The sequence below is a fragment of the Parabacteroides faecis genome, assembly GCF_014647375.1.
GTDB classification, from domain to species: domain Bacteria; phylum Bacteroidota; class Bacteroidia; order Bacteroidales; family Tannerellaceae; genus Parabacteroides; species Parabacteroides faecis.
Genome location: NZ_BMPB01000004.1, coordinates 21506 through 44084 on the forward strand (window position 1 = coordinate 21506; position 22579 = coordinate 44084).

Below are 22579 nucleotides of genomic sequence, written 5' to 3' on the forward strand. Positions count from 1 at the left end.
GCTTTTTATATGAGCTAAATACCCTGCGACAGGAGAACAAGCAGTATTAGTAATACTAAAGTAATAAAAATAAAGTAACTCTGTTTTATCTCTGTGAAGAGAGAGTGCAGGAGGAAGCCCGGTCAGTAACTCTGTCGGGCTTTCTGTATTTATAGTTGTTTGCTGTTTTTCAGGCGATCGCTACAGCCAGTATGCTTACCCGTACTCCGGGCACGGTCAGTAAGGCTTCGGCACATGCTCCGATGGTCGAACCGGTGGTGATGACGTCGTCTATCAGGAGGATATGTTTGCCTTCCAGTTCTTTCGGGGCGACCACCGAGAAGATATCCTGTACGTTCTGCCAGCGCTCGTAGGTCGGTTTGTTTGTCTGTGTGTCTGTCTCTTTGATGCGGCGGAGGCTGGTGGTATCTATGGGGAGTTGTAACAGGCTGTTCAGTCCCCGGGCTATCCATTCGGATTGGTTGTAACCGCGCTTTTTCTTTTTTCCGGGATGAAGTGGGACGGGAAGGAGCAGGTCGGGACAGTCTGACTGGATGGCTTGCCGGTAATGCAGACCTGCCATGCGTCCCAGCCGGAAGCCGATCTCACGGTTGTCGTGGTATTTCAGGGAATGGATGAGTTGTTGTACGTGGCCGCCTTTCTCATAACGAAGGAAAGCGGTAGCCCGGTAAACGGGAACTTTTCCTGCGAACAGGAATGTGGCAGGATTCTCTTTCAGGAAATCATAACCTGTACGGGGAAGATCGCAAAGACATTTCAGGCAGATATGTTCTTCCCCTCCGACAAGAGGAGTCTGGCATATCATGCAAAGTTTAGGAAAGAAGAGATTCAGCAGGTCGTTAAAAATCTTCCTCATAATCGTTACCGTTGAATAATTGTTTCAGGCAACGGGATACTTCGCGGTTCTCAAAACCACGGCCAGCGGCAAAACGGAGAAGTTTGATGTAAATATCCCGGTCGTCTTTTCCTTTGGTCGACTTCTTTTTCGCCTTTAGCAACGATTGGAGGATATGGGCATATTCTGTTTCATCTATCCCTTCCAACGCATCTGTACGTATGGCGGCGGGGATATTTCTTTTTTGAAGTTCGTAGGCGATTTTGATGCGTCCCCATTTGTTGAAACGGAACTTATCATTCACAAAGTAGCGGGCGAACCGGTGTTCGTCGATGAACTTTTCCTGAAGCAGGCGTGCGATGATGCGTTCGCCTTCCTCCTGAGTGAGTCCGGCAGCCTTGATCTTTTTTTGTACGTCCTGGATGCAACGTTCGGCTGTCGAACAATAGGCGGCAGCACGGCGTAACATTTCTGCTTCGGTTATCTGTTCCATGTCTGTGCTTTTACGAAGCGGTCTTTGCCGGACAGGTCCTGTATCAGTTCTACATTTTTGAATTCCATCATGCGCAGCATGTTCACGACGGCTTCACCCATCTGTGCGTTTATTTCGAAATAGAGATACCCTTTTTTCTTCAGTTTCTGTTCGGCAAAACGCGTAATGTTGTTATAATACAACAGAGGATTGTCGTCGGGGACGAACAGGGCGAGCGACGGTTCGTAGTCGAGCACGTTTTTCTCCATTTCCGATTTTTCCTTTTCCATGACATAAGGAGGATTGCTGACAATGACATCAAACTCCTCTTCTATGGAATCGGCTGTTTTGGAGGGCTGAAGAATATCTCTTTCATAAAACGTGAGCTGCACACGGTTGAGCCCGGCATTCTTTCGGGCGATTTTCAGGGCCTCGGGTGAGATGTCGAGTGCAGAAACCTGCGCTTTGCTCAATAATTTTCTTAACGTGATAGCGATGCAACCACTTCCTGTGCCTACATCCAATATGTCGATGCTTTTTTTCGCATAATCATGTACGATCAGCTCGACCAGCTCTTCCGTTTCCGGACGCGGGATCAGGACAGACGGGTCTACCAGAAACTCGAATCCGTAAAAGTCGGTTTTACCGAAAATATACTGGATCGGTTCATATTTTGTCAATCGTTCTACGATATTATAAATTTGTGTCTTTTCCTTATCGGATAATTCTTTATCTTTGCAGAGTAAGAATTGATGCGGCTGGATATCGCACACGCGCTCCATTATCAAGCGAATGAAAGCTTTAATTTCACTAAGCGGATAATAGTCTTTAAGCGTATCTTGTATGTAGGCGACAGTCTCGGTCATAAAATTGTAATTTTAATGCAAAAGTAATGCAAAAACCATTTATAAGCAAAGAAAATGGTCGAGGTTGAAAATAAATATATGGCTCGCTGTATTTCACTAGCTCGCGGTGGAGCGGGTTGTGTGGCACCGAATCCGATGGTAGGAGCCGTGGTTGTACACCAAGGTAAAATTATCGGAGAAGGTTATCATCGGAAGTATGGCGAAGCGCATGCCGAAGTGAATGCAATCGCTTCGGTCCGTGATGAGTCTTTGTTGAAAGAGGCTACCATGTATGTTAGCCTGGAACCCTGTTCGCATTATGGGAAAACTCCTCCCTGTGCCGAACTGATCATAAAGAAACAGATTCCGCGTGTGGTGATCGGGTGTCTGGACCCTTTTCCGGAAGTGTCGGGAAGAGGGGTGAGGATGCTCCGGGAGGCAGGCGTGGAAGTGGTGACCGGCGTAATGGAGAAGGAAGCTTGGGAGTTGAACCGGGTGTTTATGACTTTCCAGGAAAAACGGCGCCCTTATATTTATTTGAAATGGGCGCAGAGTGCGGATGGCTTTATGGACCGCCTACGGACGGATAATTCGTCGCCGGCTGTCGTGTTGTCCTCTCCGGAGACTATGCGCAGGGTACATTGTTTGCGGGCGGATGTGGCGGCTATCATGGTCGGGACACAGACGGCTTTGCTGGATAATCCTTCGTTGACGGTACGTCATTGGGCGGGAAAGTCGCCTGTCAGGGTGGTACTCGACCGAACTTTACGTATTCCGTCTCATTATCATTTGTTAGACGGAACGGTAAAAACGTTGGTTTTTACGGCAGCAGATGCGATAAGCCGGGAGAATGTGGAATATGTCACCATTGATTTTTCACAACCGGTTTTGCCGCAGGTGATGCATGAGTTGTATATCCGTAAATTAAATTCCCTGATGGTGGAGGGGGGAGCTACGCTTCTCGGCCATTTTCTAAAGGAAGGTTTATGGGATCAAATGTTGGTTGAAACAGCCCCTGTCAGTCTGGAATCGGGTGTGAAAGCTCCGGATCTGGGTAGGGTGGCCTCTCTGGTACTGACGGACGTGAAAAAAGTGCAGGATCATGTAATCTCTATTTTTTCAAGGAAGAATCAGTGAGCGAAGTAGTTTAATGGAACTAAAATATTATAAATATTAGCCGATATTGGGAATAAAGCAAAAAATGTTTCTACTTTTGTGGCTTTATATGCAACAAACTTATTTTTGGATGAAAAATAGAATAGTACTATTTGTAGCGGGATGTATTGCATTGTTTCTGTCTTCTTGTCTGAATTCAGACGATCAGGAGTATGATGTACCTAAGGATTGTCAGTTGACATCTTTTTATATAAGTCATGACTCCATACTGGGAGGAAAGTTGGATACAGTGAAGTTTGTGATCGATCAGGTAAACGGAAAGATTTTTAATCCGGACTCTCTGCCTTTCGGTACGGAAGTAGGGAAAGTCGTTTGTAAGGTAACGAATGGCTTAGGGTTGGTTTCTATCGAGGTGACACAGGAAGCGTTGCCGGATTCTACCTTTTATTGGAATAAAGAAGATTCGTTGGACTTCTCCAAACCTGTTCAATTTGTGACAAAGGCTTATGATGGTCTTTCATCAAAGGTTTATAAAGCTTGGGTTAATATTCATCAGGTGGTACCTGATTCTATGACCTGGGAGCTATATGCAAGTAATGTACTTGGCTTCCCCGTAAAAGAGCAGAAAGTCATAACGTGGGGTGAGGAAGGTAATGAGTACTATTATATGTACGCACAAGCAACTGATGCAAGTAAAGGATATTCATTGCATAGCTCTTCAGTTTCGAATGCCAGAAGCTGGACGGATATGACTTTGAATGGTCTGCCAGCCGGTGAAGTTCGTCTTTCACAGATGACTGAATACGGGGATGCATTGTATGTGCCGACAACAAAAGGTGCGCTTTATCGCTCTGTCAACGGACAAGACTGGACGATTGTAGAGCAGACTTATTCAATAAAGGCTTTATTGGGAGCGGTCAATAACGAAAAAGGCTTGGGACAGTCTTCTTTCCTGTCTGCCATTGCTGATAATAACGGTACATTGGACTTTATTTATATGAATAAAGACCTGGAATGGAAAGCGGGTGAAGCTGTACACGACGGATTCCCGGTTAGTGGCTTTGGTTCTTTGGCTTCTTATTCTTCGGGTAGCAAACAAAACAGTCTGACTGTTGTTGCCGGAAAAGATAGAAACGGTAAGTTGCTCAATTCTGCCTGGGGTACCATGAACGGTGGACAGTGGGTATTGCTGACTGATCAGGAATCGGATTATTTTGATAAGAGAGAGGGTGTTCTGCTTTCTGCTTATGATGATAAATTCTGCCTGGTAGGCGGTATCGACGAGGCTAATAAAGCACAGAAAGATATGTATTTCTCCAGAGACGGTGGTGTGACATGGATTTTATCGGACACATTGGCTGTAATGCCGGAAGATTATAAAGCACGGGGTTTTGCATCCGTTTTAGTGGATAAAGATAATTTCATGCTGATTTTCGGAGGAAAAGAGAATAATAATGCGAATGATCTGGATCAGATCTGGAAGGGTCGTATAAACCGTTTAGGTTTTAAGGATTAATCAAAGTTCGTGGATGGTTGTATAATTTTAAGAAGGTTTTACCGTTAGAAAAAGAAGTGTAGTAACATAACAGCATTGCAATATGACTTCAACTTTTTTTCAACGGGTTCTTATACTGATACTGCTGGTCGGTTCATTTTCCGGTCTCCACGCACAGGAATATAAATATGAAATAGGCGGAATGGCCGGGGGGGCCTTCTATATGGGAGATGCCAACAAGAATGCTTTCTTTAAAGGAATGAATCCGGCAGTGGGAGCAGTATTCCGCTATAATGCCAACTTCAGATGGGCTTTTAAGGCAAATCTGATGTGGGGACAGGTTTCGGGCAGCACGGAAGGACTGGAAAATGTTTTTCCGGACAATGCGCAGGCATCGTTCAGCCGTAGCCTGGTGGAACTGGGCGGACAGATGGAATTTAACTTCTTTCCGTACAGTGATAAATTTGATTATGCAGGAGCGAAGCGCTTTACTCCGTATGTATTCCTGGGATTGGGAGTTACATACGGCACAGGAAATGAAGCGTTTTTCGGACCGAATATCCCGTTAGGGGTAGGCGTAAAATATAAGATCAAGAACAGGATTAACCTGGGTTGCGAGTTCTCTTTCCGTAAATTGTTCGGAGATAAATTCGATGTTACGAACGGAGATAATGCAATGTTGGATAATCCTTATCAGATAAGCGGCAGTTTTTTGAAGAACAAGGATTGGTATTCATTTTTACTGCTATCTGTTACCTGGGACTTCGGTCCGCGTAACAGGCCATGTAATAGTATAAACAGTAACAGTACGTTTAGATACTGAGAAACACTATGTCATTGATAGAGGAAATAGACAAAAATCGCTTGCCGCAACATGTGGCGATTATTATGGATGGAAACGGACGTTGGGCCAAAGCGCAAGGGAAAGACCGGAGCTATGGACATCAGGAAGGTGTTGTTTCTGTTCGTAAAGTGGTAGAGGCGGCAACGGCTATTGGGCTGAAATACCTGACAGTGTATACGTTTTCTACAGAAAATTGGAACCGGCCGGAAGAAGAAGTGAAGGCATTGATGAGTTTGCTTGTCTCTGCTATTCATCGGGAGACCCCGGATTTGATGAAAAATAATGTACGTCTGATGGCGATCGGTAATCTGGACCGTCTGCCGGAAGATGCACACGCTACGTTGCTGGATTGCATCGAACAAACTTCTGCCAATACGGGGACTACTCTGGTATTGGCTCTTAGTTATTCATCCCGCTGGGAAATAACAGAAGCTGTCAAACAGCTCGCTATTCTTGTAGAGGAAAAGAAAATAACCCCCAACGATATAACCGAGGCAGTTGTCTCGGACCACCTGACGACTAAAGGCATTCCCGATCCGGATCTGTTGATCAGGACCGGAGGAGAAAAACGCATCAGTAACTTTTTGCTGTGGCAATGTTCGTATGCGGAGTTCTACTTTACCGATGTCTTTTGGCCGGCATTCAGAGAAGAAGAGTTGTATGAAGCTATATTGTATTACCAGCAACGTGAACGCCGTTTCGGTAAGACAAGTGAGCAATTAATCTTATAAACAATAGCTGTTATATGTACAAAAGAATAGTGCTGTTTTTTATTTTCCTAGGTTTTGCCTGCGGAGCATTTGCCCAGGAAAGTGACACTACCCAGGTTGAAGCACCGGCAGAAGTGCCGGTCATTGATTATTCGTTAGCGCCGAAACGGTATAAAATTGCCGATATCAAGGTAACGGGTATTAAAAATTATGATGATTTCGTGTTAATCGGTTTCTCCGGACTATCGGTCGGTGACATGGTCACTATCCCCGGTGATGAGATTACAACAGCGGTAAAGCGTTTTTGGAAACACGGATTGTTCTCGGATGTAAAAATCCTGGCAACCAAGATTGAAGGTGACGAGATCTGGCTGGAGATCCAGTTGAAGCAACGTCCCCGTATATCAGAAGTAAATTATCATGGTATAAAGAAAGGGGAACGGGAAGACCTTGAAGCCAAGTTGGGCTTGAAGAAGGGTTTCCAGGTAACTCCCAACCTGATGGACCGTGCAAAGATCGTTATTCAGAAGTTCTTTGACGGCAAAGGTTTTAAGAATGTAGACGTCGATATTGTACAACGTGATGATTTGTCCAAAGAGGGCGAAGTGATCGTCGATATCAATATCGATAAGAATGAAAAGACGAAGATTCATCGTATTTATTTTGAAGGAAACAAGGCTTTGTCTAACAGGGACCTGAAGAAGGCGATGAAGAAGACGAATGAAAAATTCAGTATTCCGAACGACTGGAAGACCAGTATCCTGGAAGCATTCAGCACGAAGAAGTTCACTACGGAAGAATACGAAAAAGATAAGCAGAACATTATCTCCAAATATAACGAACATGGTTATCGTGACGCTGTATTGCTGGCTGATAGTGTTGTGAATTTTAATGAGAAGAAGGTCGATATCTTCCTGAAACTGGAAGAAGGAGACAAGTATTATCTGAAAGACATTCGTTTTGTGGGTAATACGCAGTACGCATCTGATTATCTGGAAGCGATCCTCGGAATGAAGCCGGGTGAGGTGTATAACCAGAAAAAGCTGACGGAACGTTTGTCGACAGATGAAGATGCCGTATCCAATGTCTATTATAATAATGGTTACATCTTCTTTAGTGCCGACCCGGTAGAAGTAGATGTGGATAACGACTCTATCTCTTTGGAAGTGCGTATTCAGGAAGGTCCGCAGGCTACCATCAACCGTGTGATCATTAACGGTAACGACCGTCTGTATGAAGATATCGTGCGTCGTGAGCTTCGTACCAAACCAGGTATGTTGTTCAGCCGTGAAGATTTGATGCGTTCCGTTCGTGAAATTGCCCAGATGGGACACTTCGACCCTGAAAATATGGAACCGAAGCCATTACCTGATCCTGAAAACGGAACAGTGGATATCCAGTATAACCTGACATCAAAGGCTAATGACCAGATCGAATTCTCGGCCGGTTGGGGACAGACAGGTGTGATCGGTAAGTTGAGTCTGAAGTTTACGAACTTCTCTATGAAGAACTTCCTGAATCCGAAGACCTATAAAGGTATCATTCCGCAAGGTGAAGGCCAGACTTTGACATTAAGCGGTCAGACCAACGGACGCTACTACCAGGCATACAGTATTTCATTTATGGACCCATGGTTCGGAGGTAGACGCCCGAATACGCTTTCCGTAAGTGCTTACTTCTCTAAACAGACTGATATCAGTAGTAACTACTATAATAATAGTATGTCTAATTATTATGGTAGTGGTTATGGTTATCCTTATTATGGCGGCTATGGTGGTATGTATGGCGGTTATGGCGGCAGTTATGGTTATGGCGGGTATAACAACTACGAATTGGCATACGACCCGGATAAGTCAATCATGATGTTCGGACTTTCTGCCGGTTACGGTAAACGTTTGAACTGGCCGGATGACTACTTCCAGTTCATGGCTACATTGAATTATCAGTTGTATATGATGCACGACTGGGCATACTTCCTGGTACAGAATGGCAATTGCCATAATATAAACCTGGAATTGATGTTGCAGCGTAACTCTATCGACAACCCGCTGTATACTCGTCGTGGTTCACAGTTCTCTTTGTCTGTCAGTGCAACTCCTCCTTACTCTTTATGGGATGGAAAGGATTATGCAAACATGAGCGATAATGACGAAAGTAAGTTTAAGCTTATCGAATACCATAAGTGGAAGTTCAAAGCAAAGATCTTCTCTCCGTTGGCTCCTTCGGCAGTTAAGCGTACACCGGTATTGATGACCCGTGTGGAATACGGCTTCCTGGGATCTTACAACAAACATAAACGTTCTCCGTTCGAAACCTTCTATATGGGTGGTGACGGTATGAGTGGATACTCCAGTACATACGCAACGGAAACGATTGGTTTGAGAGGTTACGAAAATGGTAGTATCGCCGGTAACGGTGGATATAGTTCTTACGGTTATGCTTACTCCCGCTTGGCAATGGAGTTACGTTATCCGTTCTTGTTGGAACCGTCTTCTACGATTTACGGTCTTGTATTTGCTGAAGCCGGTAATGCTTGGAGAGATTTGAAGAGCTTTAATCCGTTTGACTTGAAGCGTTCCGCCGGTGTCGGTGTTCGTATCTTCCTTCCGATGATCGGTTTGATGGGTATCGACTGGGCATACGGTTTCGACAAGGTCGATGGTTCACGTAGTGCTGGTGGTAGTAACTTCCACTTCATTATTGGACAGGAGTTCTAATAAAAAACAATGGATTAATCTAAATTTAACAATTCATCGTCAAGCGTTAACCATAATTCGTTGGAACAAAGTAAACCCTCCGCTATATTTGTAGTCAGAGAGTGAAACTATAAAAAGAAAGCGTATGAAGAAGATTATTGTTTTGAGTTGTATGATGCTCCTCTGCTCTTTTGCCGGTATGGCGCAAAAGTTTGCTTTGATAGATATGGAATATATTCTTAAAAATATTCCGGCTTATGAAATGACAAACGAACAGTTGAGCCAGGTGTCAAAGAAATGGCAGAACGAGGTGGAAGCTATTCAGCAGGAAGCGCAAAATATGTATAAGACCTATCAGAGTGACTTGGTGTTTCTTTCTGCCGAGATGAAAACGAAGCGTGAAGAGGAAATTGTGAAGAAGGAACAGGAAGCACAAGACTTGAAACGTCAGTATTTCGGGCCGGAAGGTGAGTTGTATAAGAAGCGTGAAAGTCTGATGAAGCCTATTCAGGATGAGATATACAACGCAGTGAAAGAAATTTCGGATGACAAAGGATATCAAATGGTTGTTGACCGTGCTGCTGCTATGAATATTATTTATGCTTCTCCGAAGATAGATATTAGCAATGAAGTGCTGTTAAAGTTAGGATATTCAAAATAAATGCTTACATTTGTGCGCTTTATGCACAAAAAAAATGATTGATTAATAACAAGTAATATTTTATAGAAAATGAAGAAACTGATTATTTTTTTGTTGATGATCCTCCCGTTAGGAGTTTTTGCTCAGGAAATGAAAGTAGCGATCGTAAATTCTCAGGAAATTATGTCTGTAATGCCGGAAATAACGGCTATGCAGGAAACGTTAAAGCAAATGAATGACAAATATGCCGGCGAGATGAAAACGATGGAAGATGAATGGCAGAAAAAATATGCTGATTATATCGCCCAACAGGACTCAATGACTGAAAATATCAAAGTAAGAAGAATGCAGGAATTGCAGGATATTCAGCAGAGAGTGGATAACTTTACTCAGGTTGCACAACAGGATATGAGTAAAAAACAGCAGGAATTGCTGGCTCCGATCCAGGAAAAGCTCAGAGCTGCTATCAAAGCTGTAGGAGATGAAAAAGGCTATACATATATGCTTGATAACAATCCTGGCATCGTTCTTTATACTGGTAATTCTGCAATCGATGCAACTCCGCTGGTAAAAGCTAAATTAGGTTTGAAATAATAATTCTAATTAGAGATATAATAAAGGATGCCTTTCTATGGAGGGCATCCTTTGTTGTATTATAAAAGAAGGAAGAAATATGTTTTCACAACAAACAGGACCGATAGGGATTTTTGATTCCGGTTATGGCGGGTTGACTGTCTTTGATAAAATCCGCCAGGCAATGCCTGAATATGACTATATTTATTTGGGTGATAATGCACGTGCCCCGTATGGGCAACGTTCGTTTGAGGTCGTTTACCGGTTTACCCGTCAGGCTGTATTGAAGTTGTTTGAAGAAGGATGCCAATTAGTTATTTTGGCTTGTAACACAGCTTCGGCAAAAGCGTTGCGTTCCATTCAGCAGCTAGATCTTCCTGAATGGGATGCAGAACGCCGTGTGCTAGGCGTCATTCGTCCGACAGTGGAGATAATGGACCGGATCAGTACAACAAAGCATATCGGTATTTTAGGCACTTCCGGTACGATCTCTTCTCAATCTTATTCGCTTGAGATTGGTAAAATGTTTCCACATATTAAGGTGACGGGGGAAGCTTGTCCGATGTGGGCTCCTTTGGTTGAGAATAATGAGTTCGATTCTCCGGGGGCAGACTATTTTGTAAAAAAGCATTTGGATCATATTTTATCTGTGGATCCCAGGATAGACACTCTGGTATTGGGATGCACGCATTATCCTCTTTTAATTGGCAAAATCAAGCAATATTTACCAGCCGGTATAACAGTGCTCCCTCAGGGCGAATACGTGGCGGAGAGCCTGATAGATTACTTAAACAGACATCCGGAAATGAACCGGCGGCTTACCCATGGTGGAGAATGCCGGTTTCTGACAACGGAATCGGCTGCAAAGTTTTCAGATGCCGCCTCTGTCTTCCTGAATGACCCTATAGAGGTAGAGCAGATTTCTATAGATTAAAATGATTTCCAATGAGTTGGCAAAAACATATTTTCCTGTTGGTAGTATTCCTTTTTTGTGCTCGCGGTAGTGCAGAGGAATTGGATACTTATTTACATAATAAGGGATTGGTGGATATTGCTACATTGGACTCAACAATACGTGTACAGCTGGTTTATGCAACAACCGATAATTTTATGAAAGAAGCCGTTTATACCGGAATAACACGTGCCTGGCTTCATCCGGATGCAGCAAAAAAGCTTATAGCTGCGCAACGATTATTGAAAAAAGAACAGCCAGGCTTCACTTTGGTCGTCTACGATGCCGCCCGTCCGATGTCGGTGCAACGTAAAATGTGGGCACTTGTCCGCGGAACGGATAAAGTGAATTATGTGAGTAATCCGGCAAATGGAGGAGGACTGCATAATTATGGAATGGCTGTAGATGTGACTATTCTGGACGAGACAGGCGAACCTCTTCCTATGGGAACACCTTTCGATTTCTTTGGGGAAGAAGCTCATACGAATAATGAGGATACCTTATTGAATGCCGGTAAAATAGACCGTGCAGCATATAATAACCGTCGGCTGTTGCGCCGGGTCATGAAACAAGCCGGATTCCGTATCATTCCATACGAATGGTGGCATTTTAATGCTTGTAGCCGGGCAGAAGCCCGGCAAAGTTATCCGGTACTGGATTAATTGATATTCTTTCCGAAAGGAGTCAGCGCAAGGGCAGCCATTTTGAAATGTTGCCTACCCCAGGGAATACCGATGATTGTAATACATAGCAACAGGCCGAACCCCAGGTGAGTCAAACAAATCCAGAATCCCCCCAGTATGATCCAGAGTATATTCATAATGATACAAAGACAACCGCCGGAATTCCCATTATCCGTAACCGTACTACCGAAAGGCCACAAGGCCAGTAAAGCCAGTTTCAGTGTCTGTAATCCGAAAGGAATGCCAATGATCGTGATCATCAGTAGCAGACTTGAGACCAGATATTCGATACTGGTGATCAGTCCACCGAATATTAACCAGATGATATTGCCTAAAAATTTCATATATCAATACATTTATCGTGTTTACAAATGTACCATAAATCTCATTAAAAGCAATAGTTATCGGTTCTGAAATCGATAGTCACCCGTCAGTTAGCGGGTAGGCACTCATTGGATAGCTTCTGCATGCTATCCAGTTCGGCAAAAAATTGTTGTTTAGCCAACTGAAAACTGTCACGTAATTCAGGCTTGACAGGAAGAGAGGGCGGTGCTTCCATATTTAAAGGATTTATCGGTTGCCCGTTCTTATGTACCCGGAAATCCAGGTGTGGACCGGTTGAAAGGCCGGTTGAACCGACATAGGCAATGACTTCGCCTTGCTGAACATGGCTACCTACTTGTATGCCTTTGGCAAACCTACTGAGGTGCATATAGGTGGTGGTATATACGGAGTTATGCTGTACTTTCAGGAAGTTCCCTCCGCCATTCTGATATCCTTTGGCTATGACAGTCCCGGCCCCGATACTCTTGACGGGAGTCCCGACCGGTGCCGCGTAATCGACACCGTGGTGTGCACGATAGCGTTTCAGGATCGGATGAAAACGGGCATTCGTAAAACGTGAGGTGATACGGAAGATATCCAGAGGAGCTTTCAGGAAAGCCTTTCTCAAACTGTTCCCATCCTGATCGAAGTATTCGAAGACACTGTCCTGGGTAAAGGGAATGGCCACAAAATCTTTTCCCTGATGGGTAAATATAGCTCCCTGAATGCTACTTATATTTAAAGCGGTTGTATCGTCTATATAAGCAATATCGTATAGTACGCGGAAAGAATCCCCCTCTTTGACATCATAAAAGTCGATCTGCCAGGCAAAAACATCGGCTATATTAATTGCCAGTAACGGGTTTACACCATTCGATTGCAGTACGTTCCATAGCGAAGAGTTTATAGTACCTTCCACATATTGGCGTTTTAAAGTGATCGGCTTATTAAATTCATAGGCGCTGATAGTATCACCGGTAAAATCGATCACGGCATAGTCTGTCTTTGTTTTGGCAAAAGCGATGTAGCGGATTTGGGCGGTACTATCTTGCATGCTGAATGTATAATAGTGCATGCCTGCTTGTAATTTGGTAGGATCCAGCACCTCGAGAGACGATCTGCTGATACTGTCGGCCATAAGAGCGGAAAAACCGAGGCTTGAGAATATAGCGGCAGGGTTATCGCCGTTTTTCATCTTATATTCTTTTATATCCAGTGTATCGATGCAGATGCCGTATTGGTATACACGTTGCAGACTGTCGATCCATTCGCTGTCTACTTCTTCTTCGCATTGTTTAGGTGTGTTTTTACAGGAGATACCTAATATAAATAGTAAAATCAAAATAGGTGCAATGCCCGATCCCTTCATTATATCCTCATTTATAGTTTGTTCGTCGGGTGCAAACTTACAGAAAATAATGTAAAACCTCAGAAGGATGAGAGAGGCTATGCAGGAATGGATTGTTAATGTTAACTAAATACAGTACCTTTGGGGAACAATTTAGATGGATTTGGCGTCTTATCTTTGTAAGTGATATAACAAATAGTATAGATTATGAAAAGAGTGATTTTTTATGTATTGATGCTCCCGATGGTACTTGGGATGATGATTTCTTGTTCTGAAGCCAAAACAGATGCCAAGAAACTGGAAGGTAAATGGAATGTAATAGAGGTGAAAGGTGAAAAGATTCTGAAGGAAGGATTACCCTATATGGAGTTTGATATGGCGCAGAATAAATTGCATGGCAATGCAGGCTGTAATATGTTCAATTCTTCTTTTACATTGGATGATAAAGACATTTCTGCAATAACCATTGCACCGGGTGCTGCAACGATGATGGCTTGTCCGGATATGGCTACAGAAGATGCCATTATGCAGGCTATGGGCAATGTGAAAGCGGTAAAAGCCGGTAGTTCCGAGAGTGAAATGACATTGATCGATCAGGACGGTAATGTTCTGCTTGTTTTATCTAAAAACTAACAGAAATGAAGAAGTATTTATATCTATGCCTGGCAGTTGTGGGAATAGCCGTATTTGCTTCCTGTAAATCACAAAAAGCAGTGGTCGCATCTTATTCCGATTTGAATGGAGAATGGAGTGTGGTAGAACTGAACGGTAAAAAGTTAGACCCGTCAGAAAGTAACCAGCTCATAGTCATTGACGTTGCACGCAACCATTTGTCAGGAAATGCAGGTTGTAACCGTATGAATGGGAATATTGAATATTCGGAAGCCAGAAAAAACATCATTAAGTTTCCTCAAGTGGCAACAACACGTATGGCGTGTCCTAATTTGAAGGGAGAACAGGAGTTTCTGGAAGCTCTGAACAAAGTAGTCCGTTTTGAGGCAGAAGGAAATGTGAAACCTGTGAATACGATTGCTTTTTACGGGACCGATAACGGGAAACTGATGGTTATCGAAAAGAAATGATAATACAAACATTATAAATTAGAAGAGGTGGCCCTGTTGAAGGAGGCCACCTCTTTTCAGTTCAAAGATAGAGCATAGTTGCATAATTTTTTAACTTCGCCAATAGTCTCAAAATCTATCTTATTACCATCAATGTATTGTTTAAGCTGCTCTTTGTGTTTAGAGAATATTTTTAAGAATTGTTTTTCTGTAGAGAAACTCTTAAACCCTTTACCTTTTTCAATATAGAATTTATACTTTATCTTGTCTAAAAAAGTATTTGCTTGGTAATCTCCTGAACCATATATGAGATTGCTATAGCCTTCGACAGAAGCTGTTTCTGTTTTACCACCATATGTCAAATCTTTTTTGATTTTCCTTGTTCCATTGTATTGGACAAGGATTTTAGGTTCAGATTGGATTAATTCAGCTGTTTCTTTGCTTGAAACCGGTAGAAAAGTTCTTTCTCCTATTTTGAGAGAAGTAACCATATTCGGATCGGAAAACTCTTTCTTTATATTATCATTGTCAATGAAGAAAAACTTTCCATTGAATAAATTATAGTTGAGCGGTACATGGAATATTCTTCCGTCTTTGTAATAAACATATCCTTTCGTAAATTCAGGAAAAAGATAAGGTGTATTATCTTCTTGGGAATAAACGTTGAACAATTCGAAACAAGAAATTAAAAGAATTAGAATGTATTTCATTTTGACTTATTTATGGGGTAAATGAATATAGTCGTATAAAATTCCCGTAAATAGTAATTGAGTTAGTAGAGCTGTGAAGCTCTACTAACATAAAAAGTTATCGTTTTATTTTAATAGCTGCACCTGAATTTCATACAACCGTCTTGTTTCAGGAACACCTTCCGGTCTGAAAGTTGTATTAATAACCATATATTGATGTGGTTTGGTGAAATCTCCAGGGGCACCTAAAGTCGGTGCTCCGTTAACCGGTTCCACCCGGCATGCATACATATCTTCCAGGATAAGTTCTATGACTAATGCGTCTTGCCTTACCGGTACGATTGCGGAACGATATTTACCTGTTTCAACTTCTTCAACGAATACGGGGTGTAGATTGTCACCATCAAAAGCAGATGCTACAAACAGATGTCCTTTGTTGGGTGTTGTGTACATCACGTTTGCCGGAGAAAAGACATGGATTATATATTTCTTCCCGTCGGGGGCAGAACTGTCGTCCACAACTTCCAATGTATTTTGTACGAACATCGTTTCTCCCGTTTTTAGCACTTTACCCATGATAGTAACATCTGAACCGGTGTTATTGGTATAATCTATTCCGTTTTGGAAACTTTCACTGATAAGCGTTTGAGCAAGCCAGTTTTCTAACCACTGACCTTTTCCATCGTTATGGTTTACTTGCCAGATCTTGTTTGTAAACAGTTCACGGACACGGACTTTAGCCAGGCCGGATCCCAAATTTACGTTTGTATAAATGGATTCGGGTACTTCATCGTAGACTAATCCGCTTTGACAACCTGATAGAGCTGTCAGGCAACATACTGCTGCGATTAATATATTTTTAAGTTTCATACTTATTTCTGTTTAAATGTTATTGATAGCTTCTGTTTTCCCAACCCGGATTCTGAACCAGATTCTTGTCACTTTCCAAAGTTGTTTTTGCAAAAGGAAGTTTATAAAACACTGCGTTGTTGAATTTGCGTTCGTAATATGAGTTATCTATCGGACGCACTTCGAAGTACGGAGTGAAATATTTAGGATCTGTTTCCGGTGCCGGATAGCCGTTATCTTCCACTTTTTCGCTTTCGACACCCTTGCGGAAAATAAACATACCGGAAGAAGGCTTGTTTAATTCTTCGATTACAGTTTTACCTTCTGATTCACCCCATCTGAGCAAATCGAAATAGCGGTGAGACGGTACTTCGAATGCAAATTCAATACGGCGTTGCAATTGGTATTCTTCCCATAAATTATGTCCGACAACAGATGCATCGAAGTTGTCCAAGCCGGCACGATTACGGATCTGGTTGATGGCATCTACAACCTCACTTTCTTTTCCTCCCAGCTTGTATGCAGCTTCGGCCATATTTAGCAGTGCTTCGGCGTAACGTACCATGAAGAATGAAATAGATGTTTGTTTTGTCTCCAGGGTTCCATCTTCCTTAAATTTTCCGGGAACATATTTAGCAGTATAATATCCGGTCATCGAAGACTGGCCGCGGCCTGCTATTTCCAGTTTTTCCGAAGATTTGTAAGTGGTATGCAATGCGCTGTATTTTTCAGTTTTTGTTGGTACCGAATAATCGATCCATACACCAACCAGACATTTTTCAACTCCTTCTTTATCTGCATAATAAGAACCGTCATAAAGTACAGTCGTATAGAAACGTTTGTCTCTGTCGGTATACATCAACTGATAATCTTTTGTTGTTGCTTTTAAAGCTCCGTTTGCTCCGGCTTCAACCCCCATCTCTTTAGCTTGCTGTGTTTTCCACCATTGCATCCATTTGCCTGTTGCTTTGTCTTTCTGGTAATAACAGTCGACTAACTCCTGGGTAGGATAAGCACCTCCATGATCTCCGCCCCAGTCAGGACTATGATCGGTCGTTGCCCCGTACATTCTTCCTCCGGGATGTGCATAATTAGCCGGGTTAAATCCGCTTCTGTTGGATTCATTGAACATCATCGGCCAAATAGACTCAACAGAGGTATGACCTGTTGCTCCGTTGAACAGATTCCGGTAATCCGGATCTAACGAATACTTGCCGATAACAGATTTGGCTGCATTATAAGCAATCTGATAATAATGATTCGCATCTTTGGTGAACCTGTAAAGAGCTTTGCTTTTGTCTGAACCGGCCAACTTATCATACAGACCTTTAGATGATGCTGCCGCAGCACAGGCAGCAGTCAGGGCAGCACGTGATTTCAACACCTGAACAGCATCTGCATTAATCAGACCTAATGTCGGTTTGCTGGTCATTTTGCCAAAGTATTCCAATGATTTGTCATAATCGGCCAGAATCTGGTCGAAGACTTCTTCACGGGTATTTTGTGCGAGCATTGTCTCATCAAATATGGTCATAGAGTTTGTAACGATAGGTAATCCTCCCCAGTACCTTTCCATATCGAAATAAAACTGAGCTCTGAAAGCATAGCTTTCTGCCATTAGTTGATCTCTTACTTCTTCCGTCATATTCGGAACACTGGGAATTCGCTCGATGGCAAGGTTGACCTGACGAATATTTTTGTAGCCGTCTCCCCATGGAGCTCCTGTCAGGCTGGTAATGCCGGTTAATTCATCATACCGCCTATTGTTAAAGTCATATTGGCGGAAGGTAGTCTGGTCACGGTCAACATTACCGACTGCGTTGTCAGACCATTGTTCTGATCTGAAAGCATGATTGGCACCGGCAGGAGCCCACAGGTAAAATTGATTGACAAAGGAACGGGACAACTGCGGGTTTTCCCAGAACTGGTCTTCGAAAACGCTGGTAGTCGGTTCGATTCCTAATGGATCGCAACTCGAGAAACATACGGCTGCGAGTAACGCGAATATATTTATTTTCTTCATATTTCTTAATTTGTCTGTTGTGATTACAATGTTAATGTAGCACTGAGTGTGAAAGAGCGTTGGGTAGGATAGCTACCGAATTTATTTCCGCCCCAGATCGAGTTGGCCGGCAGATATTCCGGGTCCGTTAAATTTTTGAACGGATTACTTTTCTTAACCCAGGTATGTACATTGTTGGCAATGAAGTTCAGCTGTAAACCTTTGATGTAGCTTACGTTTTTAAGTACTCTTCGTTTTAAATCGTAACTTACGCTGATATTCTTGAGCTTCAGGTAAGATGCGTCATATACCCAAGAATCGACAAAGCTGTATCCCCAGCCATAAGTGGAGTTAGTAGGCAACGGCAGCTTGTTTGTGATCGGGTTGCTTGGTGTGTAAGATTCCTGCCACAGGTATTTAGCGTATTTCCAATAGTAATCCTGTTGTGAACGGGCAGGAGAGACTACATCTCCGGTAACGTTGGCGGCTCCCTGCAGGAAGATTTCAAAGCTGAAATCTTTCCAGCCCAGGCCAAGTGTGATACCGTACAGCGTTTGTGGAACTTCGCCGCCTCTTTCATCCCAAACCTGGTCGCCGCCGTTCAATACACCGTCACCATTGATATCTTGCATCCTGAATGTACCGAGAGTGTGGTTACGGGTGAAATGCAGGTAGGAATTGTACATATCTTCATAAGATGTGAACAGGCCGTTTGTTTGCCATGCTACTGTATAAGTTTTCACTTGGTTTCTTTTACCCAGATTCGTTAAGTTCGGATAGTAATAGTCAGTATCTTCTTTGGTGTGTCTTACCGTTATTTTATCCCAATAGGTGTAGTTAGCTCCGATTTTATAAGTGAAATCACCGATCTGGTCATTCCAGTTTAAATTGAATTCAACACCACCTTGATGCGTGGTCACGTAAGGAGCATTCATTTTCGGGGTATTGGGCAAACCCAGGACAGGCGTGTAAGTCAGTTTAGGATTCATATCCATTTCGTCACCTTTGTTCAGATATAAATAAGTATCGAATGAACCGCTTAACCGATCCTTGAAAAATCCGAAGTCAACTCCACCACTGATCTGTTGCGATTCACCCCAGGTCAGATTGCTGGATACGTTACTTTCTTTCCAGGCGGAGCTTGAACTCATGTTTTCACCTGTCAAGATAGTTTTTGACAACTCATACTGGTTCATATAACTGAACGGTTCTGAAAGTTCTTTACCAACCACACCATATCCGGCGCGGATCTTGAACATATTGATATAATCCGTGTTGATGATATCCTTGATAAAGCTTTCTTCTGTCAGAACCCAACCGCCTGATATTGCATAGAAAAATCCCCAACGCTTGTCCGGGTGGTAGCATAGAGAACCGTTATAGTTTGCGCTAAATTGCAACAAATATTTGCTGTCGTAATCATATGAAACACGTCCGACCCAGCTTGCCGAACCCCATTGTCCTTCTGTACCACTCATACTTTCCATGGTTGATCCGCCGTCTATTTGCGGATAGAAAGTGGTCGGATAACCATATTTTTTAGCCATGGTTTTGTTGGTATTTCTTACCTGGCTTTGGTAGTTGGCCATGGCCGACAGATTATGCTTACCAAAAGAACGGTTATAATCCACCTGGAAGATACCGGTTGTCAAAGAATAGTTATTCCATGTCTGTGTCAGATGGGCATCATTCGGGTTGAAGTTATTTTCCTGTGTTGCATACGGATTTGCATATACTCCTTCTTCCGGATGTTTGAAGACTTTGTTCATAGAATAACTGTGGTTGAAGTTGAGGCTTGCGCTGGCTGCCAGACCTTCTACCCAGGGTATATTCCATTTTAATCCCATACTGGCCTGTAAACGGTAGTCGTCTGTATTATTAAAACCATTGCGCAGTCTGGAGTCCAAACCTCCGGCTCTGTCCAAACCGGTTGTCCAGTTACGTGGTATTGAATGGATTTCATCACCTTCAATCAAAACCGAGTTGAAGATACCGTCGCCGCCTTCCGGTTGTTTCTTTTTAGCCATGATCCCATTCAGGTTCATGGTGAACCGCAGGCTTTTGTCTTTAAGCAAAAAGGCTTCCGTATTGACGATGGCATTGTACTGTTCGTAGTTATACGTATCGCTGATACCTGACTGGTTTAAATATCCTAAACTGGAATAGTATCTGACGCGTTCGCCACCACCACGTACACTTATGTTCGTTTGTGTCATCGGCTGTGTGTTGTTGAACCAGTCCCAGGGATCTTCATATGTATAGTAGTTGTTAATGTCACCGCCCTGGGTTACAAACGGATTGAACAGATCGTTTACATCTTGTAATGAATATCCCATATTATATTTCTGGTTGACCATATCGGTGATTTCCTGGCGGCCATATCCTTGCTGGCTCAGATGCCCCATATAATATTTGGACAATTGTGTCGTATTGTATGCCGGATTTTCTTCCATATTGGCTGCATACAATTCATTTTTCATATTCACATAGTCCCATGAGCTCATAGATTTAGGTCTGTAAGAGGGAGTCATAAGTGTGAACTTTTGGTTTACCGTGATATCCAGGGAGCCTTCCTGGCCTCTTTTCGTCGTTACCACTACTACACCGTCGCTGGCACGCGGACCATATACGGCTGTAGCCGATGCATCTTTCAGAATAGTCATGGAAGCGATATCTTCCGGACGCAGACGGTTAAAGAATACTTCACCCTGTTCTGTTTCCATTACTACATCGTCGACTACATACAAAATATCGCTACCACCACGGATCCAAATCTTAGAAGTTTCACCCGGAGCACCGGAACGTGCCTGTGAGATGATACCGGCTACGCGGCCTCCCAAACCGTCGCTGACGGAAGTCACCGGCAATTTGGCAATCGATTCCATCTTTACGGTAACGGCAGAAGCGGTCAATGTCTTGGCTTTCTGTACGCCGCTGAAACCGGTTACGACTACTTCGTCCAGGGTCTGTGAGTCCTCCATTAACTTTACATTAATAGATGCCTGACCTGTGTACTTGATTTCCTGCGTAGTGTAACCGATGAAAGAGATTTGGATGATGTTTCCTTGTTTTACACCCTCTAATGTGAAATTACCGTCCATGTCGGTAATAATACCGTTTGTGGTTCCTTTCACAATGACTGAGGCTCCGGCTACGGGACCGAATTCATCTTCTACTGTTCCTGTCACTTTCCCGTTTTGTTGGGAAATGCTCACACTCGGTCTAATGGGTGTTGTGTCGGCTTTTATGCTCTCGGGAGAACATAATATGCCTGCAAACAGCATTAAACCAATCGGTTTGAAGTTTTTTAGCATAATGTGCGTTTTTAGTTTAATATTAATATGTATAGGTAAAAAAACTCTCTGATTTTGTTTTGGTATTTTTCTGATGGTTGGAAGAGTACGCTTCCACTCATCGGAAGAGCACGCTTCCAGCTATCGGAAGAGCACACTTCCAGTCATCGGAAGAACACTCTTCCGGTCACCGGAAATGATTTATTCTATTTCCGGCCTGTCGCTTCCTCCAACTGTCAGCACGTAGGGGAAACGGTTGCGGCGGGGTTCGCTTACTAAAAATTTTGTATTACCGCTTGACTGGGTTGCAATTTCCAGATAGTAAGTACCGGCTGCCAAAGGCGGAATGATGAAAGAGAAATAGGATGGATCGTTGCGTAACAACGAGGCTACCGGAACCTTTGTCTCTGTTTTGTCTGCTATGGAAACAAAATAGAAACCGACTTCTTTCCCTTCTTCGCCGATAATTCTTACGCGGTTTCCTTCTCCGTTCAGGCCGCCTCCCGGTGTGATCTGATTGTTTACGCTTCCTGTCGTTACATCTGTCACTACTGTTATGACCGGTAGACCCTCAGATGTTCCGGAGATGATGACAGTTATATTGTCGAGATCTTTTTTTAGTTCGGCGAGGGGAACACTTCGTAGAACGACCTTGTTTTTCGTTTGATTGAATTTCGCATCCGGACCGATGAACGGGCCGTCAGCTCCTAATGAGTTAGTCGTAAAACCAAATTCTACGGTAGAAGCATTGTATAATTCGATTTTTGCCTGTTCTTTCAGGGCGTTGTAAGCACTTTCCAGTTCTGAGGCAGAGAATTTACTGTTTGCTGCGGCTAACTGGCAAAGAGCTTTTATGTCTCGGTTTGCCTGATAAACAATATTACAAGTGAAGTCGTCTTCGCGTTCAGTCAATTTGTTCGGTGTTAATTTTCCTGTAATGCTGCGCATTTTAGGTTCTGTTGCTGCCATATTAATATTAGTTTATTTAGTCCTTGGAGAACTAAGTACTTTAACGAGGTTTTATTTACTTTTGAAGTAGATTGAACACTTAAAATGGAGTTTGACATGAATTTGCATGCACTTATAGAGATGAAATGTTAATTGATTTAGTTAAAAAAACAATATTTCAAATAAATATTATTGTTATTTAAA

21 protein-coding genes are annotated in these 22579 nt (G+C 42.9%); 11 read left to right on the forward strand and 10 right to left on the reverse strand.

Going from position 1 to position 22579, the window contains the following annotated elements; genetic code table 11:
* Window positions 1-169: 169 nt before the first annotated feature.
* The 3 genes from IEY67_RS06275 to prmC are packed head-to-tail and all read right to left on the reverse strand — an operon-like array spanning window position 170 to window position 2173.
* On the reverse strand, window positions 170-856 hold the full coding sequence (locus IEY67_RS06275; protein ID WP_183668778.1) for a ComF family protein: 687 nt from the start codon (window positions 854-856) through the stop codon (window positions 170-172).
* Window positions 840-1328 (reverse strand): regulatory protein RecX, encoded by a 489-nt coding sequence (locus tag IEY67_RS06280; protein ID WP_183668780.1) that lies wholly within the window; start codon window positions 1326-1328, stop codon window positions 840-842. The genes IEY67_RS06275 and IEY67_RS06280 overlap by 17 nt, the downstream gene beginning before the upstream one ends.
* Entirely contained in the window at window positions 1316-2173 is an 858-nt protein-coding gene (gene prmC / locus IEY67_RS06285) for a peptide chain release factor N(5)-glutamine methyltransferase (protein WP_183668782.1), read from the reverse strand. Before prmC ends, IEY67_RS06280 begins: the two co-directional genes overlap by 13 nt.
* Window positions 2174-2227: 54 nt before the next feature.
* On the opposite strand from prmC, the gene ribD reads away from it, so the two are divergent.
* The 9 genes from ribD (at window position 2228) to IEY67_RS06330 (ending at window position 11840) form a co-directional block, all read left to right on the forward strand.
* Window positions 2228-3289, forward strand: a complete 1062-nt coding sequence (ribD, locus tag IEY67_RS06290) for a bifunctional diaminohydroxyphosphoribosylaminopyrimidine deaminase/5-amino-6-(5-phosphoribosylamino)uracil reductase RibD (RefSeq protein ID WP_183668784.1) — start codon at window positions 2228-2230, stop codon at window positions 3287-3289.
* Between the two features lie 64 nt (window positions 3290-3353).
* Window positions 3354-4784, forward strand: a complete 1431-nt coding sequence (gene bamI / locus IEY67_RS06295; protein ID WP_183668786.1) for a BamI family beta-barrel-assembly machinery protein — start codon at window positions 3354-3356, stop codon at window positions 4782-4784.
* 82 nt (window positions 4785-4866) lie between these two features.
* On the forward strand, window positions 4867-5586 hold the full coding sequence (gene porG / locus IEY67_RS06300) for a type IX secretion system protein PorG (RefSeq protein ID WP_183668788.1): 720 nt from the start codon (window positions 4867-4869) through the stop codon (window positions 5584-5586).
* A gap of 8 nt (window positions 5587-5594) precedes the next feature.
* Complete coding sequence (uppS, locus tag IEY67_RS06305; RefSeq protein ID WP_122354675.1) at window positions 5595-6338, forward strand: undecaprenyl pyrophosphate synthase; 744 nt, start codon at window positions 5595-5597, stop codon at window positions 6336-6338.
* A 14-nt stretch (window positions 6339-6352) separates the two neighbouring features.
* Window positions 6353-9034: an outer membrane protein assembly factor BamA gene (gene bamA, locus IEY67_RS06310; protein WP_122373569.1), complete on the forward strand. Its 2682-nt coding sequence runs from the start codon at window positions 6353-6355 to the stop codon at window positions 9032-9034.
* 124 nt (window positions 9035-9158) lie between these two features.
* The gene (locus IEY67_RS06315; RefSeq protein ID WP_122354701.1) at window positions 9159-9674 is read left to right on the forward strand and encodes an OmpH/Skp family outer membrane protein; all 516 of its coding nucleotides are present in this window, start codon (window positions 9159-9161) and stop codon (window positions 9672-9674) included.
* Between the two features lie 69 nt (window positions 9675-9743).
* Window positions 9744-10247, forward strand: coding sequence for an OmpH/Skp family outer membrane protein (locus IEY67_RS06320; protein ID WP_122354703.1), 504 nt, complete (start codon window positions 9744-9746; stop codon window positions 10245-10247).
* Window positions 10248-10326: 79 nt separating this feature from the next.
* Window positions 10327-11160 (forward strand): glutamate racemase, encoded by an 834-nt coding sequence (gene murI, locus IEY67_RS06325; protein WP_183668790.1) that lies wholly within the window; start codon window positions 10327-10329, stop codon window positions 11158-11160.
* Window positions 11161-11171: 11 nt separating this feature from the next.
* Window positions 11172-11840 (forward strand): M15 family metallopeptidase, encoded by a 669-nt coding sequence (locus tag IEY67_RS06330; protein ID WP_183668792.1) that lies wholly within the window; start codon window positions 11172-11174, stop codon window positions 11838-11840.
* Here IEY67_RS06330 and IEY67_RS06335 read toward each other — a convergent pair.
* Window positions 11837-12205, reverse strand: coding sequence for a YccF domain-containing protein (locus IEY67_RS06335; RefSeq protein ID WP_122354709.1), 369 nt, complete (start codon window positions 12203-12205; stop codon window positions 11837-11839). The two genes, IEY67_RS06330 and IEY67_RS06335, sit on opposite strands and share 4 nt — an antisense overlap.
* An 86-nt stretch (window positions 12206-12291) precedes the next feature.
* A complete protein-coding gene (locus IEY67_RS06340; RefSeq protein WP_122354711.1) occupies window positions 12292-13554 on the reverse strand; it encodes a M23 family metallopeptidase in 1263 nt (420 codons plus the stop codon).
* A 186-nt stretch (window positions 13555-13740) separates the two neighbouring features.
* Between IEY67_RS06340 and IEY67_RS06345 the strand changes: the two genes are divergently transcribed.
* Both IEY67_RS06345 and IEY67_RS06350 read left to right on the forward strand, forming a co-directional pair.
* Window positions 13741-14166 carry an META domain-containing protein gene (locus IEY67_RS06345; RefSeq protein ID WP_122354713.1) on the forward strand — a complete coding sequence of 142 codons (426 nt, stop codon included), beginning with the start codon at window positions 13741-13743 and terminating at the stop codon, window positions 14164-14166.
* 5 nt (window positions 14167-14171) lie between these two features.
* Window positions 14172-14615, forward strand: a complete 444-nt coding sequence (locus IEY67_RS06350) for an META domain-containing protein (protein ID WP_122373564.1) — start codon at window positions 14172-14174, stop codon at window positions 14613-14615.
* Window positions 14616-14671: 56 nt separating this feature from the next.
* On the opposite strand, the gene IEY67_RS06355 is transcribed toward IEY67_RS06350, so the two are convergent.
* From IEY67_RS06355 to IEY67_RS06375, 5 genes are all read right to left on the reverse strand, one after another.
* Window positions 14672-15304, reverse strand: a complete 633-nt coding sequence (locus tag IEY67_RS06355) for a hypothetical protein (protein ID WP_122354717.1) — start codon at window positions 15302-15304, stop codon at window positions 14672-14674.
* A gap of 105 nt (window positions 15305-15409) precedes the next feature.
* Window positions 15410-16153 carry a DUF5018-related domain-containing protein gene (locus tag IEY67_RS06360; RefSeq protein WP_183668794.1) on the reverse strand — a complete coding sequence of 248 codons (744 nt, stop codon included), beginning with the start codon at window positions 16151-16153 and terminating at the stop codon, window positions 15410-15412.
* Between the two features lie 19 nt (window positions 16154-16172).
* Window positions 16173-18155 (reverse strand): RagB/SusD family nutrient uptake outer membrane protein, encoded by a 1983-nt coding sequence (locus IEY67_RS06365; protein ID WP_183668796.1) that lies wholly within the window; start codon window positions 18153-18155, stop codon window positions 16173-16175.
* 23 nt (window positions 18156-18178) lie between these two features.
* Entirely contained in the window at window positions 18179-21448 is a 3270-nt protein-coding gene (locus IEY67_RS06370; protein ID WP_122373560.1) for a SusC/RagA family TonB-linked outer membrane protein, read from the reverse strand.
* A gap of 180 nt (window positions 21449-21628) precedes the next feature.
* The gene (locus IEY67_RS06375) at window positions 21629-22396 is read right to left on the reverse strand and encodes a DUF4469 domain-containing protein (protein ID WP_122373559.1); all 768 of its coding nucleotides are present in this window, start codon (window positions 22394-22396) and stop codon (window positions 21629-21631) included.
* Window positions 22397-22579 lie beyond the last annotated feature (183 nt).

Coding starts and splice junctions, on each gene's coding strand:
- IEY67_RS06275 (WP_183668778.1), bottom strand. CDS start 856: ATGAGGAAGATTTTTAACGACCTGCTGAATCTCTTCTTTCCTAAACTT.
- IEY67_RS06280 (WP_183668780.1), bottom strand. CDS start 1,328: ATGGAACAGATAACCGAAGCAGAAATGTTACGCCGTGCTGCCGCCTAT.
- prmC (WP_183668782.1), bottom strand. CDS start 2,173: ATGACCGAGACTGTCGCCTACATACAAGATACGCTTAAAGACTATTAT.
- ribD (WP_183668784.1), top strand. CDS start 2,228: ATGGTCGAGGTTGAAAATAAATATATGGCTCGCTGTATTTCACTAGCT.
- bamI (WP_183668786.1), top strand. CDS start 3,354: ATGTTTCTACTTTTGTGGCTTTATATGCAACAAACTTATTTTTGGATG.
- porG (WP_183668788.1), top strand. CDS start 4,867: ATGACTTCAACTTTTTTTCAACGGGTTCTTATACTGATACTGCTGGTC.
- uppS (WP_122354675.1), top strand. CDS start 5,595: ATGTCATTGATAGAGGAAATAGACAAAAATCGCTTGCCGCAACATGTG.
- bamA (WP_122373569.1), top strand. CDS start 6,353: ATGTACAAAAGAATAGTGCTGTTTTTTATTTTCCTAGGTTTTGCCTGC.
- IEY67_RS06315 (WP_122354701.1), top strand. CDS start 9,159: ATGAAGAAGATTATTGTTTTGAGTTGTATGATGCTCCTCTGCTCTTTT.
- IEY67_RS06320 (WP_122354703.1), top strand. CDS start 9,744: ATGAAGAAACTGATTATTTTTTTGTTGATGATCCTCCCGTTAGGAGTT.
- murI (WP_183668790.1), top strand. CDS start 10,327: ATGTTTTCACAACAAACAGGACCGATAGGGATTTTTGATTCCGGTTAT.
- IEY67_RS06330 (WP_183668792.1), top strand. CDS start 11,172: ATGAGTTGGCAAAAACATATTTTCCTGTTGGTAGTATTCCTTTTTTGT.
- IEY67_RS06335 (WP_122354709.1), bottom strand. CDS start 12,205: ATGAAATTTTTAGGCAATATCATCTGGTTAATATTCGGTGGACTGATC.
- IEY67_RS06340 (WP_122354711.1), bottom strand. CDS start 13,554: ATGAAGGGATCGGGCATTGCACCTATTTTGATTTTACTATTTATATTA.
- IEY67_RS06345 (WP_122354713.1), top strand. CDS start 13,741: ATGAAAAGAGTGATTTTTTATGTATTGATGCTCCCGATGGTACTTGGG.
- IEY67_RS06350 (WP_122373564.1), top strand. CDS start 14,172: ATGAAGAAGTATTTATATCTATGCCTGGCAGTTGTGGGAATAGCCGTA.
- IEY67_RS06355 (WP_122354717.1), bottom strand. CDS start 15,304: ATGAAATACATTCTAATTCTTTTAATTTCTTGTTTCGAATTGTTCAAC.
- IEY67_RS06360 (WP_183668794.1), bottom strand. CDS start 16,153: ATGAAACTTAAAAATATATTAATCGCAGCAGTATGTTGCCTGACAGCT.
- IEY67_RS06365 (WP_183668796.1), bottom strand. CDS start 18,155: ATGAAGAAAATAAATATATTCGCGTTACTCGCAGCCGTATGTTTCTCG.
- IEY67_RS06370 (WP_122373560.1), bottom strand. CDS start 21,448: ATGCTAAAAAACTTCAAACCGATTGGTTTAATGCTGTTTGCAGGCATA.
- IEY67_RS06375 (WP_122373559.1), bottom strand. CDS start 22,396: ATGGCAGCAACAGAACCTAAAATGCGCAGCATTACAGGAAAATTAACA.